Genomic DNA, 25036 nt, shown 5'->3' with positions numbered 1-25036 from the left:
GCCGTGTGCGGAAACATGTCCACTGGCTGGACTTCGATCGTTTCGTAGCCGCCGTCTTCTAGGATGCGCAAGTCGCGGGCGAGTGTCGCCGGGTTGCACGAGACGTAGACGACGCGGGGCGGTTTCATGGCGATGATCGTCTCAAGCAGCGAGGCGTCACAGCCTTTGCGCGGCGGGTCAACGACCAAGCAGTCAGCGCGGATGCCTTCTTCGTACCAGCGCGGGATGACGTCTTCGGCGGCGCCGACTTCGAAGGTGACGTTTTGGATGCCGTTGAGTTTGGCGTTGCGCTTGGCGTCTTCGATCGCTTCGGGGACGATTTCGACGCCGTAGACGTGTTTCGCTTTACGCGCCAAAAAGAGCGAGATCGTGCCGATGCCGCAGTAGGCGTCGATCACCGTCTCCCGCCCGGTCAGCTCCGCGTATTCGAGCGCTTTGTCATACAGCACTTTCGTCTGTTCGGGGTTGACTTGGTAAAACGAGCGGGCCGAGATGGCGAATTGAATGCCGCCGATGCGGTCGGTGATGAACTCGCTTCCCCATAACACCCGCGTTTTGGCGCCGAAAATGACGTTCGTCCGCTCGGGGTTGACGTTTTGCACGATCGATTTCACGCCCGGAATGGCGCGGACGATGTCACGGACAATGTCCTGTTCGTGGGGCAGATGGTCCGTGCGGGTGACGAGCACGACCATCACCTCGCCAGTTGACGCGCCGTAGCGGGCGACAATATGGCGAAGAACGCCCTTGTGCGTGGTTTCGTCGTATGGGGGAATACCATAGCGCTCGGCGATGCGCTTCACGGCCTGGACGACGACATCGTTCGCCTCTTGCTGGATGAGGCAGGCGTCCATATCGATGATTTCATGCGTCCGCTCCTTGTAAAAGCCCGCCACCAAGCCCCCTTCGCGCTCGCCGACCGGCACTTGCGCCTTGTTTCGATACCGCCATGGGTTCTTCATCCCGATGACGGGATGGACGGTGACGCCTTCTAGCTTGCCGATGCGGGCGAGCACTTCTTTCACCTGCTTTTCCTTCGCTTTCAGCTGGCCTTCGTAGCTGAGGTGTTGCAGCTGGCAGCCGCCGCATTGGCGATAGACGGGGCACGGCGGCTCAACGCGGTCGGGGCTTGGTTCGTACAGCTCCACGAGGCGGCCGTACCCATACCCTTTTTTCACTTTGATCGCTTTCACCTTCGCCCGCTCGCCGGGAAGCGCGTGTTTCACAAACAACGGAAAGCCGTCGACTTTCGCCACCCCGAGCCCGTCGTGGGTCAAATCGGTGAATGTGACGTCATAATACTCGTTTTTGGCGACTGGTGGTTGCTGCTTCGTCATGTCGTTCTCCTTTCTGCCGTTCCTCTGTATATGTAGCGTGCCCTTTATAGGGGAAAGGCATAAGAAAAGAACAGGCTTATCTTCCTGTTCTCACTTGTTCTGCCTTTTCTTTTGGCATCAATACGTCAATATGGCGGCGCAAATTGACGAACTCCCCTGGAAGCATACCGCCGAATTCGCCGTCTAAGTTTAGCTGCATCGGCGAGTGCACTTTCACCCGGTTCGCTTTCGTGTAAATGATATGCGGGTCGTTGATGTGCTCGCCGCGCGCGGCGAGCGTGACAAGGCGAATGAATTCGGCCAAGTTCGTTTTCTTGACGATGATAAAATCGAACAAGCCGTCATTCAATGATGAATCGGGTGCCAGTTTTTCAAACCCGCCGACCGAGTTCGTGAGCGAAACTAAAAACATCATAATCTCGCCTTCGAACAGTTTGCCGTCATACTCAATTTGCGCTTCGGTCGCCTTGATGGACGGCAGCATCTCGATCCCTTTCAAGTAATAGGCGAGCTGGCCGAGCATCGTTTTCAGCTTGCTCGGCACTTCGTAGGTGAGCTCGGTCAGGCGCCCGCCGCCCGCGATGTTGATGAAATAGCGCGTTTTGTCTTCGTTCGTCACACAGCCGATGTCAATCGGGACGGGCTCACCCGTGGCGATCACGTCGCACGCCCCTTCGATCGAACGCGGCACGCCGATGGCGCGGGCGAAATCGTTCGTCGTCCCGACAGGAATGACGCCCAGTTTCGGCCGATACGGCTGATCGGCGATGCCGTTGACGACTTCGTTGATCGTTCCGTCGCCCCCTGCGGCGACAACGAGATCAAATTCCCGCAGGACGGCCTGGCGCGCTGCTTCCGTCGCATCCCCCGGCCCTTCGGTGGCGTGGCACGACGTTTCATAGCCCGCCTTTTCCAACCGCACGAGCACATCAGGCAAATGGCGCTTAAACAACTCGCGACCCGATGTCGGGTTATAAATAATTCGAGCTCGTTTCATTATTCTCAACCTACTTCCTTTTTTCCGTTCCACCCGTTCCCATCATAACGAAACAACGCTTCATGCGCAACTCCGACGAATGTCGTGAACAAGGCGGCGAGAAACAGCGCCCTCGGGTTCAAACGAAGGGCGCTGTGGGAGGATAGGCATCATTCTGTTGTCTTCGCCTCTTGGGACGATGCTGGCGCACCGAGCGGCTGGGCATGGGCGGGTGCGCCCCCTTGGGCGATGTTCTCAAGCAACTGCTTCACATCGATGCCCGTTGACGCTTTCAACGTCTCCTGCAAGCTCGCCATTAAGTTCGTCGCATAGCCCGTGACGCGGTTGGCGCCGCCTCCCGCTCCTGAGCCGGTGTCGACGATCGTCAGCTTCTCGATGTTCGCAAGCGGGCTCGCCACTTGTTTCGCATACTCCGGAAGCATCTTGATGATCATGTCGAGCACCGCAGCCTGGCCATAGCGCTCGAACGCTTCGGCGATCTTTTGTTTCGCTTCCGCTTCGGCGAGGCCTTTCAGTCGGATGATTTCCGCTTCCGCTTCCCCTTTCGCTTTCTCCGCCTCGGCTTTTGCCAACCCGTCGAGTCGGACGCGCTCCGCTTCCGCTTTCGCCAGCGTTTCGACGCGGTACTTTTGCGCATCGGCTTCGGCGATTTGTTTCGCCTTTTCCGCCGCCGCTTTTTGTTCGATCGCATAGCGCTCGGCATCGGCTTTTTTCTTCACTTCCGAGTCGTATTGGCGCTCGCGGCGCAAAATTTCTTTTTCTTCGAGCTCGATTTGTTTTTGCCGCTCGATGATTTTGATTTGCATTTGTTGGGCCATCACTTCTTGTTTCGCCTTCGCTTCCTCCAAATGATACGCCTGGTCGGCGCGCGCTTTGGCGATGTCTTGTTCGCGGCGGAACTCGGCGAGCTTCAGTTGGTTGATTTTCTCCGCTTCGGCGATTTCCGTCAGCCGCTCGAGCTCGGCTTTGCGCGCTTCCTTGTCCGCTTCGGCGCGCTTGATGCGCGTCTCTTTTTCCGCCTCGGCTGTTGCGATGTCGGCGTCGCGCTTCACTTGGGCGATGCGCGGTTTCCCGAGTGCATCAAGGTAGCCGTTTTTGTCGCGCACGTCTTTGATCGTAAACGAGACGATGACGAGCCCCATTTTCGCCAAATCTTGCGACGCGACACGCTGCACTTCTTGCGAAAACTTGTCGCGGTTTTTGTAAATTTCTTCAACAGTCATTGACCCGAGAATAGAACGGAGATGGCCTTCGAGCACTTCTTTCGCTTCGTTTTCCATGTCTTGACGCGTTTTGCCTAAAAACTGCTCGGCCGCGGTCGCGATTTCGCCGATTGAGCTGCCGACTTTAATAATGGCCACCCCGTCCGCCATCACGGGCACGCCTTGTTCGGTGTACACCTCGGGCGTTTGCACGTCAAGCTTGATCGACAATAGGCTCAGCGGCTCAGCCTGTTGGAAAATCGGCACGACGAACGTGCCACCGCCGCGGACGATTTTGATTTTGTTTCCCGACTCATCGACATGAACGTTTTTGCTTCCTAAGTAGCTGCCCGTCACAATGAGCGCCTCGTCCGGCCCGACGGTGCGGTAGCGGGCGATAAAAATGGCAATAAGTCCGACAAGAAGCAAGACGACGACGCCGATCACGACAAGCCATGGCGCAATAGTCATGACATTTCTCCTTTCTTTTTTTAGATGGAAAGATGATACGGATCGTGCCTCGCCACCACGGCGATGCCGTTTTCCATTTGCACGATGACGACTTCTTCCCCCGCAGCGATTTCCTCGCGATGGAGGCTTTTCGCTGGTTTCGCCACCGCCCCGCTTTTGCGGGAGATGAGAATTTCTCCAAATCCATCAGGCGGCACCGGGATGATCACTTTGGCGAGCGCTCCCTCCAAATCGGCGTCCGTATACCCAAGTGACGCCTCAGCCGAACGGAGCGGCAAAAAAACGAAAAAGTGCAACAGCAACACAGCAACAAGCGCCGCGCCGATGGCAAGCCACAGAACCAAGCTCGATGCCCAGTCTGTGTACCATTCCGCCAGCAATCCGACCGCGCTGCCAACAATGAAAAACGATAAAACTAGCTGCGGACTGAACAGCGGATGATCAGCCACATCGAACAAACCGTCAAGCACATCGCTGAAGAAAAAATACAAAACCGTCAACAACGCACTGACGACAAGCACCCATCCGTACACAACTTCAGGCGAATGGCTGAACAACTCCCCTCCCTCCTTTCCCCTTCGCTTATACATACGGCGAGGGCAGCCGTTGGTTTCATCATTTTTCCAATGTCATCAAAATTCGACAATCCTCCCTGATTTCCTTCTTCTAACAGCAGAAAAAATGCAGGGAGACCGGCAGGATTTTGCATAGTGCAAGGCGAATCAAGCTATGCGAATCTAAAAACATATCGGGAGGGAGACCATGTCAGAAACGCGCATTGACCACGACCGGCTGTTTAAAGAGTTGTTGAGCACCTTTTTTGAAGAATTTGTTCTCCTCTTCTTTCCTCACGTACACGAACAGATTGACTTTCACTACCTTTCCTTTTTATCAGAAGAAGTGCTGACCGATGTCACCGCGGGTGAAAAACATCGAGTCGATTTATTGGTCGAGACGAAGCTGAGAGGAGAAGATGGACTGATCGTCGTCCACATCGAACATCAAAGCTACATCCAATCCTCGTTTTCAGAGCGAATGTTCATTTATTTCAGCCGCTTGTTTCAAAAACACCGCCGCCGCATTCTTCCGATCGCCATCTTCAGCTATGATGCCATCCGCGATGAACCATCTTCATTCACCGTTTCGTTTCCGTTTTTGACCGTTCTCGATTTCCGTTTTTTGACGGTGGAATTGTCCAAACTCCCATGGCGCACATACATCCGCCATGACAACCCGGTCGCTGCCGCCCTGTTAAGCAAAATGGGGTATAATGAAGAGGAGAAGGTGGAAGTGAAAAAGGAATTTTTGCGCATGCTCGCCCGCCTCGAGCTCGATGAGGCGAGACAGCGTCTGTTGTTCGGCTTTTTCGAAACGTATTTGCGGTTATCGGAGGAAGAAGAAGTCCGACTGCGAAATGAGGTGAAGACCATGGAGGAGAAGGAGGCTGCCAAAGTCATGGAACTTATCGTGTCATACGAACAGAAAGGAATGGAAAAAGGAATAGAGAAAGGAATGGAGAAAGCAAAGTTGGATGTTGCGAAACGAATGTTGGCAAAAGGATTTGATGCTGACACGATCCATGAACTGACCGGACTGCCGCTAGAAACGATTGAACAATTGAAGCCATGAGAAGGCAAACCCCTTCTCCCTGAATCATTCGGGTTGCCGCCCCCCATTTCTCCAAACTTTGGAACATCTTCAGGGAGAAGGCCTTTTCATCGTTCTTCGCTTTATTCCTCTGAAATCCCCAGCCGCTCCAATTCCCGCCCAAGCTGCCCCGTAAGCATGAGCCTGTACATGCGAAAATCGGCCCGAAGCGACCAAAACGGATGGCCGAAGGTGGCGGGCTTGTTTCCTTCGATGAAAAAGTGGCTGAACCAGGCGAGCGCATAGGCGGCCACTGGAGCGCCGAGCAGCCACCACGCGTTCTTCGTCACGATCGCGATGATCACGAACAAAAAGACAAAACTCGTCCCGGCAAAATGCCATCTCCGCGTCGCCGGTTTGCGGTGCTGGGTCAAATAAAATGGCCAAAACTCTTCATAATCGCGGAATCCCATCTCCCTTTCCCCCTTCGACGGATGCGGCGCGCCGCCCACGAATGCCGCGAACGAGCAGCACCCAGTACCCGATCATGTACAGAAACAGCACAAGCGACAGCCACGCCCACCATTGCCCTTCGATGAGGGATTGCTGCCAGTAGGCGAACGGATCGACGCCGACCCTGGCGATCGTGTGAAAATTGTTCAGAAAAAAGAGCGGCACTGCGATCACTGCAACGAGCGAATACAAGCGGCGAACCGTTCCTTTCACCAGCATCGCCATACCGACAATCAAGGTGGCTATGCACATAATGTAGTACAACACGGACATCCATAGCGGCGCACTCGGGCCCATTTCAAATCCCCTTTCATCCGTCATAATGGCCATATTCGATGAGAACCAAAAGAGTTCCTTCCTGTTAGAACGATGTTCCCTTCCTCTGTGAGGGAGCGGCTGCTCAAGTTCAACACACATTTGGCCTGCACCCACAAAGCTCCCCTTCATAATGAATTGTGTTTTCAAGTTGCGGGAAAGAGTGTGGGAACACAGAAGGACGTAACTCTTAGAACGGGATCTCCTCCATTTTTGGGATCATGCCCGCTCAGCTGCAGTCAGTTCGCTTTTGTTATGTTTAGCACTTGAGAATCAATACCTAATTTCTATATACATGCAACATGAAGAGTTAACTTCTCAGTCATCCTGCACACCCTAAGCGTTGCAGCACTTCCTGCGGACGTTCGTGGATGTCGTCCACAAACCGAGCAATGGCCTGGACGATATCGTTTCGATGTTTGTGAAACACATTGGCGATCACGGTGTCTTTCAGCCATTTCCACAAGCGTTCGATCGGGTTCAGTTGCGGAGAATACGGAGGAAGGTAAATAAAGTGAAAACACTGTCCTTCTTCCCGCAAAAACTCCTTGACCATTTTGGCATGGTGAATGCGGGCGTTATCCAACACCAAGACGATGAGACGGTCTAAATAGCGCTCTTTGAGCATTCTCAAGAAATCCAAGAACGTCGCGGCATTGGCAGCGGTCGTTTGATGAAGCACCGTTTCACCATCGTGGATGTTGACCGCGCCAAACCGCGATACGTGGGCATGATGGCCGAACGTCGGCACTTGTTTTTGGCGGCCGACTTCTGACCATGTGGACCGCAAGACATGGTAAGAGCGGATATGGGTTTCATCGATGTACAGAAGAACGGCATCTTCTGTGTCCTTGGTGATCAAGTTTTTTGATCAGATCCATTTGCTTTTCCAATTGCTTTTGCTCATCCGGGTTCCCTTTCGCCAGTGTGTACGTCGGTCGTGTCCACGACAGCCCTTTGCGGTGCAGGAGTTTTCGCAGCGCTTCGCGGGAAATGGAAACACCGAATTGCTTTGCGACATAGGATTGCAGGAGTTTGGTGTTCCACGCCGAGGCGACGTCCCAGCCCAGTTCGGCGGGAGTGGTGGTCAATACAAGCTGTTTGATCTTTTCTTGCTGTTCTTCCGTGAGAAACGGCTCCCGCCCGGGGGCGAAATCCCGATGAAGCAGGAGTTCAAGGCCGCCTTCGTTGAACAGCGACACATAATGGGAAACGGTTTGTCGGCACACGTTGACCATGGAGGCCGCTTCTTTGCCCGAATAGCCTTCCATGACGAGGCGAACGGCCATCACCCGTTGGCGAAGAAGGGTGTTTTTGATTTTCCGTTCCTGTTTGCGAAGTGTCCGAGGTGTCCATCCGTGATCGTTGGTGATTTTGAGACGTTTCATGCAGAATTCCGCTCCTTTTCCATGTTTTTCATTAGGAGCAGTATAACCGGAGTGGGCACCGCTTATGCGAAGGTTAACTTTTCAATGAGCATGTATATACAATGAATGGTCAAAACATCAGCAACAATCTGCTGATCCATTCATGCAACGAACATACCAGGACACTGACCGCTCGCTTTCGTAAGCGTAAATCACGAATCATGCGGAAGACAACAACATGAGTCATACAAAAACGGGTCTCTTAATCATACGGTTCCTCTCCTACATGAATGATCGTTATCCGTTACATGTGAGGAAAATATTGTAGGTCATATTCATGTTCCCCAACAAGCGCAGTGGAGTGAAAAAAGAAAAAGATATACAAAACGAACCTGTCCCTGCTATAATGTCAATTGAAAAAAGAACCAATATTGGAGAAAAACGTTCATGAACGTTCAACAACATGCCATTGTCAACCACCTACATGTAGAATGGACGAATTTCGTTACCAATGGGTGTTAGTGGATTTACTTAAGTGATAAATAATGACTAGGGGTTTTCTTGCACTTTTTCAACTAGACAGGGGGAGCAACAGATGCCAGATGTGACTATATCGATTTGGACTGCTGCAGTCGGCTTTTTTCTCGGTTTCTTGGCATACTTTTTTAAAAAATGGTGTCCTTCTTTATATGTACATATCCTCACTGCGATACTCGGAATCGGATGGATCGTCTATGTGTTCTTAGATCAAGGGTTTATAAAAACGGTGCCCATTTTTTTTATATTTGGATTTAGCTTTTTTAGCTCTCCGGTACCGGAAAGAAGCAAAACCCAATTGAAAGAGATCATCGATCAACTAAAAGAACAAGGTGCGAGAGAAATAGTCTTGTCTAAAAATAAAGAGCGCCTATTAGCGGATTTGTTATTTTCCGGATTTTTCATCGTCATTGCTGTTCTTTATTTCCTTTTCGGGCCGAATTCCGCGATTACGTTCATCCTTTTATATAGCTTCATCTCTCTTTTTGTTGGGCTGACAAAAAGAGTGGGACTGCTTCGCTCTCTCCGCCTTTTTTACGCAGAACACGAAGAAGCATTATATGCTGTATCTTTGTTTGAAACCAAAAAATATCCATTGAAGGAACTTTCAGAAGTAAGCGTTCAGACAAGGCCGGATGTGTTGCAACTATTCCAGCTTTTTTCTTTGTTCTCTCCTAATATGGACTATACGACCAGCATGGGGAAAACGTGGAAGTTATCTTTTTCCGGTGAAAAAGTTTATCTCACCCCTGATCCATTAGAATCGATGGATTTTCTCCTTAAAGGAGAAATACATAAAATGGAAGAGTTCGAAGTAAAGCCTTTTTATCATCCGAAAAATTGGAAACGACTTTTAGGAAAATGGTATTTTGCAGCAACGGTGAAAGGGGTGGGAGCTTATGCAGCCCTTCTCACACTGTTTACTTTGCTGGGGATCGGGCCGATCGCAACAACCGCTGTTATTATACTATTTTGGATATTCAATCTATGGATTTCGGATCGCGTATTGAAAATCGCTTTAGATATGAGGAAAATAGACGATCCCGATTTGCTGCCCATCATCGAGAAAGTCTTTTCACGTGCCGGCCTTTCTCATGTTGATATTTATGTTACGGAATCGGCCGAATATAACGGTTTTGCGATAGGTGCGAATATTGGTCGATCATTGGTAGCGTTAACTTCAGAAACGCTGAAACTTCCCCATGAAGCCATTGAAGGCATTTTGGCTCATGAGGCGATTCATGTGAAAAAGCGAGATGTCTTGATAGGACAGTTATTGCGATTTGCGTTGATCGGGTTAGTTTTTGCTGGTGTTTTCCTTATCCATGAAGCCTTTCCAAATTGGCTAGAACATAATCAAATCTTTGTTTTTCTCGGCCTATGGCTCTTGATTTTTCTGCTTCCTGCTTTCCAATCTCTATTCACACAGTGGATGGAAGTCCGGGCAGATCATTTAGGAGCAACGCTGTTGGACGGTGGGAATGCTCAAATGGCTAACAGTTTGACGATCCTGTGTGAATATCAAGATCGAGCATTGGAAAAGTCTGTAGGATACCACATTGATTTTAAAAACGAGCAAGAAGCAAATAAAAAGGACAAAAAAATCTCTTCCTTAGAAAGAGATTCTTGGTTTTTTAGATTTTTGGAATTCCAGTTTATGCCCCATCCGCCCATGTATTGGCGTGTTCATGCGCTTCAAACAACAGAAACCGAATGGAGCATCAGGAAAATCAAATTATGGTGGTGCAGCCGCTTCCGAGAGTCGTTGCCCAATTGAAACCGTAGGTGAGCAAACTTACTCATCTCCATGGACAACTGAGATCCCTTCGTGAGACTTCGCTGTTGTACATATGAGGCACGAACGGTCCTTGTGGCTCGTAGTAGGCACGCCTATTCTAGCCAAGGAATTCGGTCCTTGTGACAACAGCAAACGAAGCCCTTCCTCCAACATCATTCCGAGCGAAGTGATGATTCGGATCATGGGGCCCCCTGTATTGAGGGCGCACCCACTCTCGGACATGCAACGGCTGCACGTCGTCCTGCCAGCTCTCGCAATATGAGCAGACTCGATACAAAAAGTGCTGACGACACGGAATCAACGTACAGCCGTCTCATTTCGCTTTATACTCCAGCATCATGAGCAAGCGCCGCACACGAAAATGAACATCGCCTCTTTCCAGCCGCTTCGGCTGAAAAGAGGCGATGTCTTCTTACGACTGGCTGCTGTCTCTCGCTTTTAAGGTGACCGATACGGTCGTCTCAAACCCGTCGCGATAGATCGTCAGTTTGATGCGATCACCGACCGCTGTTTTCGTATACAAATATTTGCGCAACGCGCTGACGCTGTCGATTTTCTCCCCGTTGATCGCCGTGATGACGTCTTTCGATTTCAATCCGGCCGCGGCGGCTGGGGAGAACGGTTCGACGGACGTGACGGCCGCCCCGCTTGTGATGTTCGCCGGCAATTTCAATTCATTCGTGCGGACGTCATCGGACAAATCGGCCACATCGACGAGCTGGACGCCAAGGTACGGGCGTTTGATTTTCCCGTCTTTCATGAGCTGTTCGACAATCGGTTTGACATTTTCGCTTGGAATCGCAAAGCCGAGCCCTTCCACGCCCGTTTCGGCGATTTTCATGCTGTTGATGCCGATCACTTGCCCCGCGCTGTTGATGAGCGCCCCGCCGCTGTTGCCCGGGTTGATCGCGGCGTCCGTTTGGATGACGTCGATTTCCCAATCGCCCGCTGACGTTGAGACGGGCATCGTCCGTTTGCCGCTGACGATCCCTTCCGTCACCGTCCGCGACAAATCAAGGCCGAGCGGGTTGCCGATCGCCGCGACAGGCTCGCCGATTTTCACCTTCGACGAGTCGCCGAAGCTCGCCACTTTCGTCACCCCTTCAGCAGGGATTTTCAAGACGGCGAGGTCGGTGAGTGCATCCGCGCCGACGATGTCGGCGTTCACTTTCTTGCCGTTCGCGAGCGCCACTTCGACTTTGTTCGCCCCTTCAATGACATGGTTGTTCGTCACAATGTAGGCCGCATTGCCTTCTTTTTTGAAAATCACGCCTGAGCCCGTCCCAGCTTCGGTATCTTGCGCTTGATCAGAGAAAAAGTCCACTTGCTTCTGAATGTTGACGACGCCGACGACCGCATCGGCGACTTTGTTAATAGCGTCAATCATATTCGTTTTGACGTTCGCCGTCGGCTGCAATGGCAGCGCCTCGCTTTTTGCGGTCGTTTCCGCTGTTTCCGTTTGGGAATTCGTTTCTTCATGCATCCATTTCGGCGCCACATACCACGTCGCCGCACTGCCGATCACCGCCCCTGCCATGGAAGCGGCAAGCCACGATACAAAGCGGCCGCGGCGTTTCGGCTGCGGAGTTGGTGTTGGTTCAAATGGCATCATGTCCATGGCTCATCTCCTCCTTCGTGATCCCTAATCGCATATACGACATTTTTGTGCGAATGGCCGCCAAGCAGTGAAATGGCGGGCGAAATACGACGATGCCACCGACATCGATCGGTCTCGCATAAAGGGAGGACCAGCGGCACTGTTTCCTCCGATTGTTCCGATGCATCGTTTCATCCCTTTCTGCATACGTTATGTCGTCTCCGGCGCTGGCGTCATCCGCTTCTGCTTCCGCCTCCGCCCGGCTGCGAGCGTGCGGATCGACAGGAAAATCCCCGTCGCAGTCAAGATGATCATCGCCACTGCCCCGACATCAACCGCCCAGCGGATGTCAAGCGAACCGATTCTCCCTTCGTGCAACTGGCGGACGAACATCATCAGCGACGATCCCCCTTCCTCGGCACGCGGAGTCATCGGGGCCGTGGACGCTCCCGTCCCCGACGTCTGCCCCGCCCCGAACGCGTTCATTCTTTCCTGCGCGGCGCGGTGCATCTCGCCGCGCTCCGCCTGGCCGATCAGCCACGGCTCGGATAGAAGGAGCCCCGTCACCGCCTCAACAAGCAAAAAGATCGAACTGATCAGCCCAATCCAAAGATGCAAATTCCTCATTTTCCTCATCGCCGTTTGCCTCCTTTTCCTCTTCGTCCATCATGATAGCCAAGGAAGGTGAAAAAATGGTGAAAATTCTTTTTGAGAGAACAGCCTTCTGCGCGGCGAATGGGCTGCGTTTTCACCGTTTTTTCACGAACGATTTGATATGATTAAGAAGGAAGAGAGACAGAACGGGAGGAATGGCGATGAAAATTTTGCTGGCCGAGGACGATCTTCACCTAGGGGAGCTGATCGTTCATTTATTGAAAAAGAAAGGGATCGACCATATCGATTGGGTGCAGGAAGGGGAAGATGCGTACGATTACGCCATGGCGGAGTTTTACGATGTCGTCGTGCTCGATTGGATGCTTCCAAACGGCGATGGGGTGGACATTTGTCGACGGTTGAGGCAAAACGGCTACACAGGCGCGATTTTGATGTTGACGGCGAAAGACGCCGTCCACGACCGCGTCACCGGGCTTGAGGCGGGAGCGGACGATTACTTGGTCAAACCGTTTGAAATCGACGAGCTCGTCGCGCGGCTCAAGGCGCTCGCACGGCGGACGTTCGTCCCGCTTCAAGAGGAAAAAGTGGCGTTTCACGGCTTCACCTTAAACCGGACAAGCCATACGCTCCATCGCGGCGATGAAGAGATTTTCCTCACTCCACGCGAGTTTCAGCTTCTCGATTTGCTCGTACAAAACCAAGGGCAAGTCGTGCCGCGCGAAACGATATTGGACCGCGTTTGGGGGTGGGATGCCGATGTGTCAATGAAAACGATCGACGCGACAATCAAGCTATTGCGCAAAAAGTTGAAAGACGATGTCATCCAAACCGTTCGAGGAGTGGGGTATAAAATTGAAAAATAACTGGAGGGAATGGCGCGACTGGCTGCGCCGCCTAGGAAGCGCCGACTTGTTCCGCCGCGCCCATTGGCGGCTGACGGCGCTCTACAGCGGCATTTTCACCTTGTTTCTCGCCTTGTTTGTCATGATCGCCGCGGCCTTGTTTTACTGGATCGCTACCTCTGACCAAGAGCGGCGCATCAGCCGCCTCGCCGAGCAAGAGGCGAGTACGATCGAACAAGTGCTGCTCAAGCAAAGCAACTTCGACTTGTTTGATGATGAAAATGTCATTTTGTTAAGCGAAGACCAACTCTTTTTTTACGTCATCGGCCCAAACGGCGGCCTGCTCGCCGGGGATGAAGTGCATCCGCGCCTGCGTCCGTATTTTTTAAACGCCTTGTCCCATCTCAAGGCAAATGAGCGCGCTCCCGTCTACATGAGCGTCTCTTTGCCGGAACATATGCCCGGCCTCGCGCGCGAAGCGGCCCGCGACTGGCGCGTGCTCGCCGCCGCCCGTCCGCTCGTCATCCACGGCGATTTCGTGGGCATGCTGTATATCGGCATGGACGTCACGTCGTTTTTCGGCGTGTTCCATTGGCTGCTCATTGTGCTCATCGGCTTGGCGGTGCTGTTTCTCGCTGTCGGCGTCGCGCTCAGCTTCTTTATGTCCAAGCGCGCGCTCGCACCGATTGAAGAAGCGTACGAGCGGCAGCGCCAGTTCGTGGCTGACGCCTCGCACGAGCTGCGGACGCCGCTCAGCGTCGTCTTCTCGTCCGTCGAGGCGCTTTCGCTTGAGGAGGATGTGATGAAAAACGACTTTGCCCGCCGCTTGCTCGACCGCCTGCGTGACGAATTGAAGCGAATCACGAAACTGATGAACGACTTGTTGACGCTCGCCCGCGCGGATGCGAAACACGCCGCGCTGGAGCTTTCAAAACAAACGTTCGATTTCCGCCCGCACGCCGAGCGCACGTTCCAGCTCATGTCGGAACTGGCGGCGAAAAAACAGATTACGATGCATTTTCACGCTCCCGAGCAGGCGATTGTCACCGCCGACCCGGACAAATTGACGCAGCTGTTGTACATTTTGCTTGACAACGCGATCAAATACACCCCCGAAGGCGGCGAGGTGACGCTGTCGATCCGCACCGAGCCAAAGCACGTGTTTCTTTCCGTCAAGGACACTGGCATCGGTATTCCGTCGGAAGACATCGGCCGCATTTTCGACCGCTTTTACCGCGTCGACAAAGCGCGCTCTCGCCAACAAGGCGGCCACGGCCTCGGGCTGTCGATCGCCAAATGGATCGTCGACGCCCACGGCGGCGCGATCCACGTCCATAGTCAAATCGGGGAAGGAACCGAATTTCTTGTTCGTCTTCCTTGCTAAATCCGGGGGACAAAACAGCAAGGCCAAGGCTTCCTTCCCCCAACAGAACGCGCCGTCGAGTGAGAAAAACGAAACATAAATATTGTTGTTGCGAATCGAACGTATTCATGTTATGATTTAAAACGTGATGACCAAATCGTCCATTTAGTCAAAACAAAGGATGAATGCCCATGTCGGATAAAAAACAACAAATTATTGATGCCGCCACCCAATCATTTTCGCTGTTCGGCTACAAAGCAACGACAATGGATCAAGTAGCGAAGATGGCTAATGTCGGGAAAGGAACGATTTATACATTTTTCAAAAGCAAAGAAGAGTTGCTTGACCATATCGTTTCCTCTGTTATATCCGAAATTAAGCATGAAGCGGATGCGGCTATGGATGATCGTTTGCCGTTCAGCGAAAACGTCCAACGCGCCTTGCAACGTATTTTTACGTTCCGCCAGGAACATGAATTAACCATCAAACTTTTGCAGGAAGTTCGCGATATTGGCACCGCAGCTGTACGAGAGGTGATGAAACGCCTTGATCGCGAAATGATTGCCTATATTCGCGAAAAAATTGAAGAAGCGATGGCAAAAGGAGAAATTCGCCCTTGCGATCCTGAGTTGACGGCATTTTTCATGTTTAAAATGTACATCGCACTAAGCATTGAATGGGAAAAAGAGCACGAACCATTGTCTCAACAAACCATTGCCGAACTGTTTGATCTGTATTTGCTGAAAGGATTGTCTCCATGATAATCCTTCACTTTTTGGGCTAAAAATGACTAAATGGACAAATCAGTCATAATTATAAACAAAGGAGGTTCGGGCATGCACGCATTTCAATTATGGTTGAAAGAATGGAAGGCCATTCTGACCAACCGCAAAGTACTGATTCCTGTCATAGCTGTATTATTCATCCCTCTTCTATACAGCGGCATGTTTCTATGGGCATTTTGGGATCCATACAATCATTTGGATGAACTTCCCGTCGCTGTAGTCAACCAAGACAAAGGGGCAATGCTCGACGGAAAGGAGATTCATCTTGGAAAAGATCTCGTCGAGAAGTTAAAAGAGAACAAACAGTTTGACTGGCATTTTGTAACCGAACATGAAGGGGAAAAAGGGTTAAAAGAACAAAAATATTATATGCTCATTCAAATCCCTGACGATTTTTCCCGGAATGCGACAACGCTGCAAGACGATCATCCGAAAAAACTGGAGCTCATTTACAAACCGAATGAGGGATTTAACTTTCTATCGGCACAAATCGGTCAAACTGCAGTTGAAAAAATAAAAAACGAAGTAGCGAACGCCATAACAGAAACATATGCCGAAAGCATGTTTGATACGATTCAAACCGTCGCTGACGGATTGACAAAAGCGAGCGACGGAGCCGCACAACTGCATGACGGACTCAGCCAAGCACAAAACGGAACAAACCGACTGTATGATGGCATGAAAAAAGCACAAGACGGAAGTGAAACGTTATATCACCATTTAGCGACACTCGCGGAAAAATCCGTGAGCTTTACTGACGGACTGCACCAAGCTGCCAGTGGCTCATTGCAAGTTCAAACCGGAATCGAAACGCTTTACAACGGGATGAAACAAATGACCGCTGGGCAAGAGAAACTCCTCTCCGGAGCCAAGCAGGCTCAACAAGGAACAGCGAATCTTGCTTCAGGGACAAGACGCGTATATGAGGGGATGCAAGCGCTCGACGCCCGCATTCCGCAACTTTTACAAGGATCTGAACAATTGAGCGATGGAGCGGCAAAGCTCACAGCTTCACTGGCTCAGTGGCAGGAAGGAGCCGCACAAGTTCAAACAGGAGCAGCACAAGTCGCAAACGGTCTTGAGCAGTTGGACACACAGTTGGATGCGCTCATCAAGGCAACTCCCCAAGCGCAACAGAGAGCCGTATACGAACAATTAAAACAGCAGATCATGAAGCTATCATCAGGAAGCCAACAAGTCAAAAACGGCCTTGCACAGTTAAATAGCGGCGCCCAATCGTTGCACTCTGGAGCCTCTTCTTTGCACGAAGGAGCCCGACAGCTGCACGAAGGGCATATCGCTCTCGATCGCGGAATCGACAAACTGCTTGCCGGTCAACAACAACTTGTCAATGGAGCAGACGCACTGGCGAATGGCCAAGAACAACTCGTCAGCGGCATGAACACAATGTATGAAAAAATGCAAGAAGCTGCACAAGGAGCAAGCCAGCTTGCCCATGGCAGTGGAACACTTTCTTCAGGCCTGCAAACATTGGCTCAAGGAGCAGATCAGCTTCAAGATGGCACGCGTCGGTTGGCAAACGGTTCACAACAAGTAGCGGATGGAACGAAGGAATTAACGAACGGGACAAAACATTTGCAAGATGGTGTCAACCAACTGACAGACGGCTCAAAAGAATTGGCGAATAAGTTGAAAGAAGGAGCCGAACAAGCAAGCGATGTCAAGGCCAATGAGGCTGTCTACGACATGTTTGCCCAACCAGTGAATCTCCACAAGGAAGAAATCAATAAAGTGCCGAACTACGGAACAGGGTTTACGCCGTACTTCTTGTCACTCGGATTGTTTGTGGGTGCGCTGTTGCTTTCCATCGTCTTTCCGCTTCGCGAACCAGCGGGGGTTCCACGTTCGCCATTGCATTGGTTTTTGGCTAAATTCGGCGTCTTGATCGGCGTTGGGATTTTGCAAGCACTGCTGGCGGATGTCGTGTTGCTGGTTGGACTCGATTTACACGTAAAAAGCGTCCCGCTCTTTATCGTGTTTAGCATTGTCACTAGCATCACATTTTTATCTGTCATTCAATTTCTTGTTACCGTGTTCGGCGATCCAGGAAGATTTATCGCGATTGTCGTGCTGATTTTGCAATTGACAACAAGCGCGGGAACATTCCCGCTCGAACTGATTCCACGCTCGTTGCAACACTTTAACGCATGGCTTCCGATGACGTATTCGGTTTTCGGATTGAAAGCGGTCATCTCAAGCGGTGATTTCTCGTTTATGTGGGAAAACATCGGCAAGCTGCTTCTATTTGTTGTTGCCATGATGATGGGAACACTCGTTTATTTGACTATCCAACATCGCCGCCAATTTGCCACGGCCGTCGAACAAGCTTCTGAAGCGTAATTGCTTCAGAAGCTTGTTTTTTTCTATCGACCCTTGCCATCGTTATCATTCTTTCATGATGTTTCTCCGATGCAAGGGACGATGATGGAGAACCGTTTTTTCACGTTCTCCATCACCTTTCGCACCTTCTCAATGAAAATTAAGAGGATTTTTCTTTGTGTTTACTTTGTTACGAAGCAAAACGTGAATTGACGTTCAAACAATCTCCTTGAAACGTTGCCCTACTCACTGAGCAAACGCTTCAATTCAGTTTCATATTTTGAAGGAAGGACCCCATATTTTCCTGTTTTTTTATCGAAGATCATTGTGTTATTCTTCTTAAACCAAATGTTGTAATGGAATAGCCTGTCCTTCGTTTTTGGATGTTCGAGCCAAAAACGATAGTCGGGTTGACCTTCATCGACTTTGGCTGTTTTTGACCATTCTGCGAATTTCATAATTTCGATTATTCTATTTACTTTTCTCTTGCCTCGAATTTCATAGATTTTGGAAAAAATTATCCATTCTACTTGCCGCTCGAATGATTTCTGTTTCCTTCCGAATTGAAATGGTATTTGACTCGTGACGTAGCAAACACCGTTTCTACATAGATGCAACGAAGAAGTTTAACATATCCTTGACGGAAAAGCGGTTTGTCCATTTTCGACTGTCGAAGGCAAGCCTATGGCTTGCCCCGTCACGCCAAGGCGTGACGGAAGACCGAACAACCACCTGCTTCCAGACCCATACATGGGTCTGGAAGCGGCGTTGTTCGGTCGCCTGACAGTCGATAAAAGCTGCAAATGGTAAATCTTCAAATTGCATCTATATATGACCGGATCTTTTCCTACTACAAAAGTGCAGACATCAGGAAGTGCGACAATTGAAGTGAAGACTAGCGATAGTATAACAGGATCATTTTCCATTTCAGCTCTTAAAGAGGCTGGGTTCACGTACGGCTACTCATCCGGGTCAGATATGTATTATCGAAAACCGATCAACTTAGGGTTCATGTATTCACTGTATTAGGCGTTAAAACATGGCGAGCAGACTTTTGAAGCAAAAGGCGCTCCAGACAGACTGGGGCGCCTTTTGCTTGCGACGGCCGCATGCGCGGCTTCACCGTTTGTTCCAAAACGAAACGTTTCCCGTTGCCAGGCGATGCCACAAGTGGAGGGCGTTCAGCACCAGAAAATAAATCAACGCATTCACCACGGCATTGACATAGGGCATGACCAAGTCTCCGACATCGCGGATTTCGATGGGAAACAGGCGGATGATGAGGACAGACACCGCGATGATGAGGAACGAACCGATCAGAGTACCGCCGAACCGCGCCTGCGGATGCCATCGAATTCTCGCCAGGCCGACGATCAACGAACCGATGGCAAACCCCAAAAACGAGCCGTACGCATAATATCCAACATAAAACGTCGGAAACAAAAAGGAAAACCACAACACCAACAAAGCGCCGCCCACATCAACCCCATACGACCGAACCACGTCTTTCCTTCCTCCCCCACCTGTCATGCGAACATCACCGTTCATCTCGCAGCTCCCCACCTAATGGATGATATGCTCAAAACCCCTTCAAAAAACATTCGCTTTTCACCTAATTTTCTCCTTCCCCTTCTACAATACAAACCGTAAGCCAGTCCACCACACAAAAGGAGGTGACGAGATTGAAGAAAGCTCGGGCAGTTTTTCTGCTCGCCCTTGTTGCCCTTGCAGGGGTCAGCCTGTTTCACATTCTCGCTCCGCATGAAGTGATGGCGCACGGGCGGCCGGGCGCTCCGTTTGACGGCATGCCGGGCGGATTCGGTCATCCCCATCGGGAGTTCATCATGGAGCAGCGTGGAGGCTGGATGATGCCGATGTTGTTCCTAAAGTGGCTCATCCCTCTTTTGCTTGCCGCCGCCGGGGCCGTATGGCTCGCCGCGGCGCGGTCGAAGCGCTGGATCGGCTGGGTGCTCGTCGCGCTCGGAATTGCGGCGTTGCTGCCGAAATGGGTGTTGATTTTGCTTGCACTGGCCGTGGTGTACGCCTCGGGGCGGCGTCAAGGGCGCAAACCATCTGCTGTTGAGGTGTTGATGCCAGCGGCGCCATCCGTTTCCGCCGATTGGCTTGATGAATGGGAAAAAACGATTCAAAAGGAGGCACAAACAAATGGGCATTTTTCGCCGAATGAAGACAATCGTTCTCGCTGAAGTGAACGAACAAATCGACCGCTGGGAAGACCCTGTCGCCATGACGAAACAATATTTGCGCGAACTTGAAGAACAGCTAGAACGAGGGCGCCAAGCGCTCGCCCAGCAATGGGTCGCCGAGCGGCGCTATGAGACGCTCATTGCCCAATCGGAGGCGACGATTGAAAAACGGAGCCGCCAAGCGAAATTGGCGCTCGAGCGCAACGAAGAAGCCGTCGCCAAACTCGCTTTGCGCGACAAGCTGCTGTATGAGAAAAAGCTGGAGGCGTACAAACAACAATACGACGCCATCAAAGCGAAAACGGCGGAAGTCGCCAACCGTCTAAACCAACTGCGCGAGCGGTACGACGAGCTCGCAGCTAAGCAGCTGGAGCTCGCTACCCGCGTTAACGCCGCGCAAGCGTTGAAGCAAATCGACTCGGCGCTCGCCTCCTTTTCCGCCGACGAGGCGCTGCGCGGATTCGCCCGCATGGAAGAGCGCGTCATCGCGTTAGAAGCCGAAGCGGCAGCCGCCCGATTCGGAACGAACGCCGTGTTGTCCCCTTTGCCGTTTGACGAAGAAGTGGAACGTGAACTGGCGAAATGGAAAGACGCCCAAGCGCATAACGCCTAATTTTCCCCTCCCCCCTTTTGACATAGATCACCCCCCTTGGCGAGTTGGCAAGGGGGATTCGTTTGTTTCGCTCCCTTGGACAAGCGGCGGCCAAAAGCACATGCAGCCCGCGACAAGCCTGAACGATGCCCGATGCCATGGTCTTGCCCCATTGATAAGCAAAATCGTTTCCTTTGTTTTTCCATCGTGCTAAAATTAATTAGAGAGACGAAAGAATACAGGAGATGACCTGCCTTGAACTGGAAACGAAGCGTCCGCATCCTTTGGCTGTGCAATTTCATGGTGTCGGCGGGAATGACGATGGTCATTCCGTTTTTGTCGCTGCTGTTGTGGGAAATGGGCGTCACCGAGCACCATTCGTTGAGCGTCTGGACCGGTCTTGTCTTTTCGGCAACGTTTTTGTCGGCGGCCATCATGGCGCCGATTTGGGGCATGTTCGCCGACAAGTACGGCCAGCGCGCCAACCTCATCCGTGCAGGGATTGGCATGGGGCTGATCACCAGCTGCATGGCGTTCGCCCATTCGCCGATGGCGCTGCTTGTTCTTCGCTTTTTGGTCGGCTTTTTCTCGGGATTCATCACCGTCTCGTTTTCGTACTTGGCGCGCGTCGTGCCAAAAGACCATAGCGGCGAGGCGCTCGGGACGCTGCAGACGGGAAGCATCGCCGGCAACATCATCGGGCCGCTCATCGGCGGCGCCTTATCCGACCTGTTCGGCTTCCGCCCGGTGTTTCTCGTGACCGGGTTTTGCATTTTGGCGACATTGCTTCCTGTCGTCTTTTGGCTCGACAAAGACCCCGTCGCGCCGCAGACGCAAGAGCGCCATGCCAGTTTCAAAGAAGTATTCGCCCATCGGCCGCTCGTCATCTTGTTTGTCGCCACCTTTCTCGTGCAAATTGCGGTTCTTGGCGTCAACTCGATGATGACGATTTTTGTCCAGTCGCTCGTCGGCGATTCTCGCAATCTCGCATTTCTATCAGGGCTCGCCTCCTCGATCACCGGCATCGCCACGATCATCGGCGCGCCGTATTTAGGCAAGCTCGGCGACCGGATCGGGCAGGAGAAAACACTGCCGATGTTGCTTCTGCTCTCCGGCCTGTTCGCCTTGCCGCAAGTATGGACGGACCATCTTTATGAATTGTACGTCTGGCGCTTCTTGCAAGGGCTTGTCGTCGGCGGGGTATGGCCTGCCCTTCAAGCGCTGATCAACGCGCAATGCCCGCGCCGCATCCAAGGCCGCGTGTTCGGCGTCACAGCCAGCTCCCGCTTTCTCGGCAACCTCGCTGGTCCGACGGCAGCGGGAGCCATCGCAGGATTCGCATCCATTTCGGCCATTTTCGCCTTGTCAGGGCTGCTCCTCATCGCCACAGGGGCTTTGGTCGGATCCACCACCCACGACCGCGCATGGCGTGAAGACATGAAAGAAAAAATCGCCGCCTGGGCGCACCGCCTTCACATCCGGCACTGACAGCGCGGCCAAGATCATAAATAAACGACCTGAGAGGAATCCCTTTCAGGCCGTTTTCGATCATTCTCCCATCCGTCGAAGCAGCGAATACGGAATCGCCTCCCCAACCCGCCCGTTGCGCCCGGTCGTCGTCTCGGCCGTCGTGAGCGAATTCCAAATCGCTTCCTCGGTCGCCTCAATCGCCGCCTGGAACAGCTCATTCATAAGCGGCGCGTCATCACGGACGAGCGGAGGGAACGGTTGAAGAGCAGAATCCGAAAAATGGGGAATGGTATAAGCATTGGAAAACGCAATGACAATGTCGCCGCTCCCGTGATGGACGCAGCTTCCCGTCCGCCCGAGCCCCACCGCCGCCCGCCGCGCCAGCCGCTTCAACTGCCGCGCATCAAGCGGCGCATCAGTCGCCACGATCATCATAATCGACCCAGGCGGCACGTCCCGCTCATCAAACGACGGCGGCACATACGGCGCCAACCGCAGCTCCTCGCGCCGTCCAAAGTTGCTCACGACCAACGCCCCGACTGTATATCCCCTGCTCACGACCCGCGACGAGCTGCCAATGCCTCCTTTCCACCCGAAACACATCATCCCCGTACCCGCGCCAACCGCCCCTTCTTCCATCTCCACCCGCGCCGCGGCAATCGCCTCTTTCGCATGCTCCTTCGTCACCGCCATCACCCGCGCTGTATTCAAATAGCTGTCATTGCATTCCCCGACGACAATGTTGACCGACCCCGTCACATCCCCAATCTCCGGCGTCGCCTCCAACATATATTCCAGCGTCCCTTGCCAAACCGCCCCGACGCTGAACGTATTCGTCAGCATAATCGGCGACTCGATCGTCCCAAGCTCCTCGACTTGCACGAGTCCAGCCGTTTTCCCAAACCCATTCAGCACAAAACAAGCCGCAGGCACTTTCTCCAAAAACCAGTTGCCCCCATGCGGCAGCACCGCCGTCACCCCGGTGCGGATCACCGTCCGTTCATCGATGTCCTCGCGAATCGTCACATGCCCCACCCTTACCCCGGGCACATCGGTGATTTGGTTCCGCCTCCCCACCGGAAGCGTGCCGATGGAAAAACCGAGATCGCGAAGCTTGCAGCGCATAACCGTTCCCCTTTCTTTCCTTTGCTTGCCCCCATCGTGAAAAAGCAAAAACAAACGCCCATCCGGAAGCAAACAAATGTTGCTCCTTCTATCCAAGTATAGCGCATCGAACAAAGCTGCCGCGAGAAAAACAGAACGAAGAAGAAGTTTTGCGCGTGGCGAGGATCAAGGGAAGATGGTGGGTCATCTCCACATTGCCAGCGAAGACAGCACAAGAGGAGAAAAGATCACCAAATTGCGTGGGTGAAAACGCGATTCAGATATGTGTGGAAGACGGGGAGTTGGATAAGTTTTAATCCCTCATAGGTACGATAAAAACAAAGAGTGTTGGCGGAAGTGGAAAAGGCATTTTCTGCGTTTCAATCCCTCATAGGTACGATAAAAACGGCGGCCACTGCGATTGGCGGAGCGCTAGGGTTTGCCGTGTTTCAATCCCTCATAGGTACGATAAAAACCTGCGCTCGCGTTGCATAATCCCAATCGTTGCTGGTTTCAATCCCTCATAGGTACGATAAAAACTCCAAAACTTTCGCAACATTCATCTTCATCGGATGGAGTTTCAATCCCTCATAGGTACGATAAAAACTGTGTGACGCCCATCTGCTCTTTCAGCCGTTCATAGTTTCAATCCCTCATAGGTACGATAAAAACTTTCATGACGCTTTATAGCGTTATTGTGTAATTTATGTTTCAATCCCTCATAGGTACGATAAAAACGCAATACCATACATCACTTTTTCAGCTGTTGAACCAGGTTTCAATCCCTCATAGGTACGATAAAAACAATGTCTCGTTTTGATTGATGAGGCGGGGATCATGTTGTTTCAATCCCTCATAGGTACGATAAAAACATGGAAATCATCACAACTACTGACCAAGGAATAGTCGTTTCAATCCCTCATAGGTACGATAAAAACTTACTGATCCAGCTGTGGTTGCTATCCAGGTTTCGGTTTCAATCCCTCATAGGTACGATAAAAACAGCGGATCGTCTGGACGGACTTTCCCCCGTTCGCGTGTTTCAATCCCTCATAGGTACGATAAAAACGATGCCGTCCTCTTTGAAGCTTTTCAGTATCCCCCGTTTCAATCCCTCATAGGTACGATAAAAACAGGAATGGCAGGATTGAAAAAGCCATATAGCTGGACTGAGTTTCAATCCCTCATAGGTACGATAAAAACACTTTAACAGTTATTTCTTACAGCAATGACAACGGAGTTTCAATCCCTCATAGGTACGATAAAAACGCTAAAATACTCATATAATCTTAATTTAATATCTTCGTTTCAATCCCTCATAGGTACGATAAAAACCTGCCCACATGCGATTATCGTTTCGATGCCAAGGCGTGTTTCAATCCCTCATAGGTACGATAAAAACGCATGGTGAGATCATCATAAAACAATTTGATGATGGTTTCAATCCCTCATAGGTACGATAAAAACTCATCTCTACATGGATCCCCATGTCGTCGGCACCGTCAGTTTCAATCCCTCATAGGTACGATAAAAACGGATGGTTGGCAACACCTCTGCGGTTACCCAGCGCTGTTTCAATCCCTCATAGGTACGATAAAAACGCTTATCATCATCTATCTTTGTAGTAATCTCTGTAGGTTTCAATCCCTCATAGGTACGATAAAAACATCCCCGGAAAAAGGTTTTCTCCATTTTCCAAATTCGTTTCAATCCCTCATAGGTACGATAAAAACGCATTTTCAGAAAGGTATCTAGGCTTTTTTGATCGGTTTCAATCCCTCATAGGTACGATAAAAACGGCTCACCCGCGACCCGGATCATGCCGTCGCGAGTGAGTTTCAATCCCTCATAGGTACGATAAAAACCTCAAGTGCTTCGTCTTTGCTCAGTCTGATCAATTTGTTTCAATCCCTCATAGGTACGATAAAAACAACGCGTCAACGTCAAAATACTTTATCTCCACGGATGTTTCAATCCCTCATAGGTACGATAAAAAC

22 protein-coding genes and 1 CRISPR repeat array are annotated in these 25036 nt (G+C 51.5%); of the genes, 9 read left to right on the top strand and 13 right to left on the bottom strand.

Annotated elements, in window-relative coordinates; all coding sequences use genetic code 11:
* The 4 genes from rlmD to GZ1_RS13345 form a co-directional block, all read right to left on the bottom strand.
* On the bottom strand, window positions 1-1337 hold a 1337-nt coding region (gene rlmD / locus GZ1_RS13360), incomplete at its 3' end, for a 23S rRNA (uracil(1939)-C(5))-methyltransferase RlmD (protein ID WP_060788668.1).
* A 76-nt stretch (window positions 1338-1413) separates the two neighbouring features.
* Window positions 1414-2334 carry a diacylglycerol kinase gene (locus GZ1_RS13355; protein ID WP_060788667.1) on the bottom strand — a complete coding sequence of 307 codons (921 nt, stop codon included), beginning with the start codon at window positions 2332-2334 and terminating at the stop codon, window positions 1414-1416.
* Window positions 2335-2483: 149 nt separating this feature from the next.
* Entirely contained in the window at window positions 2484-4007 is a 1524-nt protein-coding gene (gene floT, locus GZ1_RS13350; RefSeq protein ID WP_055359157.1) for a flotillin lipid rafts scaffold protein FloT, read from the bottom strand.
* A 20-nt stretch (window positions 4008-4027) separates the two neighbouring features.
* The gene (locus tag GZ1_RS13345; protein WP_060788666.1) at window positions 4028-4564 is read right to left on the bottom strand and encodes an NfeD family protein; all 537 of its coding nucleotides are present in this window, start codon (window positions 4562-4564) and stop codon (window positions 4028-4030) included.
* Window positions 4565-4769: 205 nt separating this feature from the next.
* Between GZ1_RS13345 and GZ1_RS13340 the strand changes: the two genes are divergently transcribed.
* The gene (locus GZ1_RS13340; protein WP_060788665.1) at window positions 4770-5636 is read left to right on the top strand and encodes an Rpn/YhgA-type helix-turn-helix domain-containing protein; all 867 of its coding nucleotides are present in this window, start codon (window positions 4770-4772) and stop codon (window positions 5634-5636) included.
* Between the two features lie 101 nt (window positions 5637-5737).
* Here the strand turns inward: GZ1_RS13340 and GZ1_RS13335 are convergent, their stop codons facing one another.
* From GZ1_RS13335 to GZ1_RS19385, 4 genes are all read right to left on the bottom strand, one after another.
* Complete coding sequence (locus GZ1_RS13335; protein ID WP_060788664.1) at window positions 5738-6067, bottom strand: Mpo1-like protein; 330 nt, start codon at window positions 6065-6067, stop codon at window positions 5738-5740.
* Window positions 6048-6404, bottom strand: a complete 357-nt coding sequence (locus tag GZ1_RS13330; protein WP_255211296.1) for a hypothetical protein — start codon at window positions 6402-6404, stop codon at window positions 6048-6050. Before GZ1_RS13330 ends, GZ1_RS13335 begins: the two co-directional genes overlap by 20 nt.
* 340 nt (window positions 6405-6744) lie before the next feature.
* Window positions 6745-7284 (bottom strand): IS630 family transposase, encoded by a 540-nt coding sequence (locus GZ1_RS19390; protein ID WP_060788663.1) that lies wholly within the window; start codon window positions 7282-7284, stop codon window positions 6745-6747.
* Window positions 7238-7810: an IS630 family transposase gene (locus GZ1_RS19385; protein ID WP_015373864.1), complete on the bottom strand. Its 573-nt coding sequence runs from the start codon at window positions 7808-7810 to the stop codon at window positions 7238-7240. The genes GZ1_RS19390 and GZ1_RS19385 overlap by 47 nt, the downstream gene beginning before the upstream one ends.
* A gap of 574 nt (window positions 7811-8384) precedes the next feature.
* On the opposite strand from GZ1_RS19385, the gene GZ1_RS13315 reads away from it, so the two are divergent.
* Window positions 8385-10103, top strand: a complete 1719-nt coding sequence (locus tag GZ1_RS13315) for a M56 family metallopeptidase (RefSeq protein ID WP_060788662.1) — start codon at window positions 8385-8387, stop codon at window positions 10101-10103.
* A 433-nt stretch (window positions 10104-10536) separates the two neighbouring features.
* Here the strand turns inward: GZ1_RS13315 and GZ1_RS13310 are convergent, their stop codons facing one another.
* The 3 genes from GZ1_RS13310 to GZ1_RS13305 are packed head-to-tail and all read right to left on the bottom strand — an operon-like array spanning window position 10537 to window position 12357.
* Window positions 10537-11742 (bottom strand): S1C family serine protease, encoded by a 1206-nt coding sequence (locus tag GZ1_RS13310; protein ID WP_060788661.1) that lies wholly within the window; start codon window positions 11740-11742, stop codon window positions 10537-10539.
* Window positions 11723-11908, bottom strand: coding sequence for a hypothetical protein (locus tag GZ1_RS18405; RefSeq protein WP_081212707.1), 186 nt, complete (start codon window positions 11906-11908; stop codon window positions 11723-11725). The genes GZ1_RS13310 and GZ1_RS18405 overlap by 20 nt, the downstream gene beginning before the upstream one ends.
* 23 nt (window positions 11909-11931) lie before the next feature.
* Window positions 11932-12357 (bottom strand): PepSY domain-containing protein, encoded by a 426-nt coding sequence (locus GZ1_RS13305; RefSeq protein ID WP_060788660.1) that lies wholly within the window; start codon window positions 12355-12357, stop codon window positions 11932-11934.
* A 179-nt stretch (window positions 12358-12536) separates the two neighbouring features.
* On the opposite strand from GZ1_RS13305, the gene GZ1_RS13300 reads away from it, so the two are divergent.
* From GZ1_RS13300 to GZ1_RS13285, 4 genes are all read left to right on the top strand, one after another.
* Window positions 12537-13199, top strand: coding sequence for a response regulator transcription factor (locus GZ1_RS13300; RefSeq protein WP_015373859.1), 663 nt, complete (start codon window positions 12537-12539; stop codon window positions 13197-13199).
* Window positions 13189-14562, top strand: coding sequence for a sensor histidine kinase (locus GZ1_RS13295; protein ID WP_060788659.1), 1374 nt, complete (start codon window positions 13189-13191; stop codon window positions 14560-14562). The genes GZ1_RS13300 and GZ1_RS13295 overlap by 11 nt, the downstream gene beginning before the upstream one ends.
* 170 nt (window positions 14563-14732) lie before the next feature.
* Complete coding sequence (locus tag GZ1_RS13290; protein ID WP_033005204.1) at window positions 14733-15302, top strand: TetR/AcrR family transcriptional regulator; 570 nt, start codon at window positions 14733-14735, stop codon at window positions 15300-15302.
* A 75-nt stretch (window positions 15303-15377) separates the two neighbouring features.
* Window positions 15378-17687, top strand: coding sequence for a YhgE/Pip domain-containing protein (locus GZ1_RS13285; RefSeq protein ID WP_033005198.1), 2310 nt, complete (start codon window positions 15378-15380; stop codon window positions 17685-17687).
* 1098 nt (window positions 17688-18785) lie between these two features.
* On the opposite strand, the gene GZ1_RS13275 is transcribed toward GZ1_RS13285, so the two are convergent.
* On the bottom strand, window positions 18786-19169 hold the full coding sequence (locus GZ1_RS13275) for a hypothetical protein (protein WP_129447002.1): 384 nt from the start codon (window positions 19167-19169) through the stop codon (window positions 18786-18788).
* Window positions 19170-19348: 179 nt separating this feature from the next.
* Here GZ1_RS13275 and GZ1_RS13270 point away from each other — a divergent pair, with 179 nt between their 5' ends.
* The 3 genes from GZ1_RS13270 (at window position 19349) to GZ1_RS13260 (ending at window position 21953) form a co-directional block, all read left to right on the top strand.
* Window positions 19349-19873 carry a hypothetical protein gene (locus GZ1_RS13270; RefSeq protein ID WP_060788657.1) on the top strand — a complete coding sequence of 175 codons (525 nt, stop codon included), beginning with the start codon at window positions 19349-19351 and terminating at the stop codon, window positions 19871-19873.
* Window positions 19833-20486: a PspA/IM30 family protein gene (locus tag GZ1_RS13265; protein ID WP_020754545.1), complete on the top strand. Its 654-nt coding sequence runs from the start codon at window positions 19833-19835 to the stop codon at window positions 20484-20486. Before GZ1_RS13270 ends, GZ1_RS13265 begins: the two co-directional genes overlap by 41 nt.
* A gap of 234 nt (window positions 20487-20720) precedes the next feature.
* Window positions 20721-21953, top strand: a complete 1233-nt coding sequence (locus tag GZ1_RS13260) for an MFS transporter (protein WP_060788656.1) — start codon at window positions 20721-20723, stop codon at window positions 21951-21953.
* 60 nt (window positions 21954-22013) lie between these two features.
* Here the strand turns inward: GZ1_RS13260 and GZ1_RS13255 are convergent, their stop codons facing one another.
* On the bottom strand, window positions 22014-23060 hold the full coding sequence (locus GZ1_RS13255) for a DmpA family aminopeptidase (protein WP_060788669.1): 1047 nt from the start codon (window positions 23058-23060) through the stop codon (window positions 22014-22016).
* A 289-nt stretch (window positions 23061-23349) separates the two neighbouring features.
* Window positions 23350-25036: direct repeats of the CRISPR family, unit length 30 nt; unit sequence GTTTCAATCCCTCATAGGTACGATAAAAAC.

It is taken from the genome of Geobacillus zalihae NBRC 101842 (assembly GCF_001544135.1).
In the GTDB taxonomy this organism is placed as follows: Bacteria; Bacillota; Bacilli; order Bacillales; family Anoxybacillaceae; genus Geobacillus; species Geobacillus zalihae.
Note: the sequence above shows the minus strand (reverse complement) of the source record. Positions and strands in the feature narration are given on the sequence as shown.

Bases quoted from the DNA above. Each gene is read 5' to 3' on its own strand.
- GZ1_RS18405 (WP_081212707.1), bottom strand. From the start codon at position 11,908: ATGCATCGGAACAATCGGAGGAAACAGTGCCGCTGGTCCTCCCTTTAT.
- GZ1_RS13335 (WP_060788664.1), bottom strand. From the start codon at position 6,067: ATGGGATTCCGCGATTATGAAGAGTTTTGGCCATTTTATTTGACCCAG.
- GZ1_RS13265 (WP_020754545.1), top strand. From the start codon at position 19,833: ATGGGCATTTTTCGCCGAATGAAGACAATCGTTCTCGCTGAAGTGAAC.
- GZ1_RS13255 (WP_060788669.1), bottom strand. From the start codon at position 23,060: ATGCGCTGCAAGCTTCGCGATCTCGGTTTTTCCATCGGCACGCTTCCG.
- GZ1_RS13310 (WP_060788661.1), bottom strand. From the start codon at position 11,742: ATGGACATGATGCCATTTGAACCAACACCAACTCCGCAGCCGAAACGC.
- GZ1_RS13290 (WP_033005204.1), top strand. From the start codon at position 14,733: ATGTCGGATAAAAAACAACAAATTATTGATGCCGCCACCCAATCATTT.
- GZ1_RS13300 (WP_015373859.1), top strand. From the start codon at position 12,537: ATGAAAATTTTGCTGGCCGAGGACGATCTTCACCTAGGGGAGCTGATC.
- GZ1_RS13355 (WP_060788667.1), bottom strand. From the start codon at position 2,334: ATGAAACGAGCTCGAATTATTTATAACCCGACATCGGGTCGCGAGTTG.
- GZ1_RS13340 (WP_060788665.1), top strand. From the start codon at position 4,770: ATGTCAGAAACGCGCATTGACCACGACCGGCTGTTTAAAGAGTTGTTG.
- GZ1_RS13305 (WP_060788660.1), bottom strand. From the start codon at position 12,357: ATGAGGAAAATGAGGAATTTGCATCTTTGGATTGGGCTGATCAGTTCG.
- floT (WP_055359157.1), bottom strand. From the start codon at position 4,007: ATGACTATTGCGCCATGGCTTGTCGTGATCGGCGTCGTCGTCTTGCTT.
- GZ1_RS13285 (WP_033005198.1), top strand. From the start codon at position 15,378: ATGCACGCATTTCAATTATGGTTGAAAGAATGGAAGGCCATTCTGACC.
- GZ1_RS19385 (WP_015373864.1), bottom strand. From the start codon at position 7,810: ATGAAACGTCTCAAAATCACCAACGATCACGGATGGACACCTCGGACA.
- GZ1_RS13330 (WP_255211296.1), bottom strand. From the start codon at position 6,404: ATGGGCCCGAGTGCGCCGCTATGGATGTCCGTGTTGTACTACATTATG.
- GZ1_RS13315 (WP_060788662.1), top strand. From the start codon at position 8,385: ATGCCAGATGTGACTATATCGATTTGGACTGCTGCAGTCGGCTTTTTT.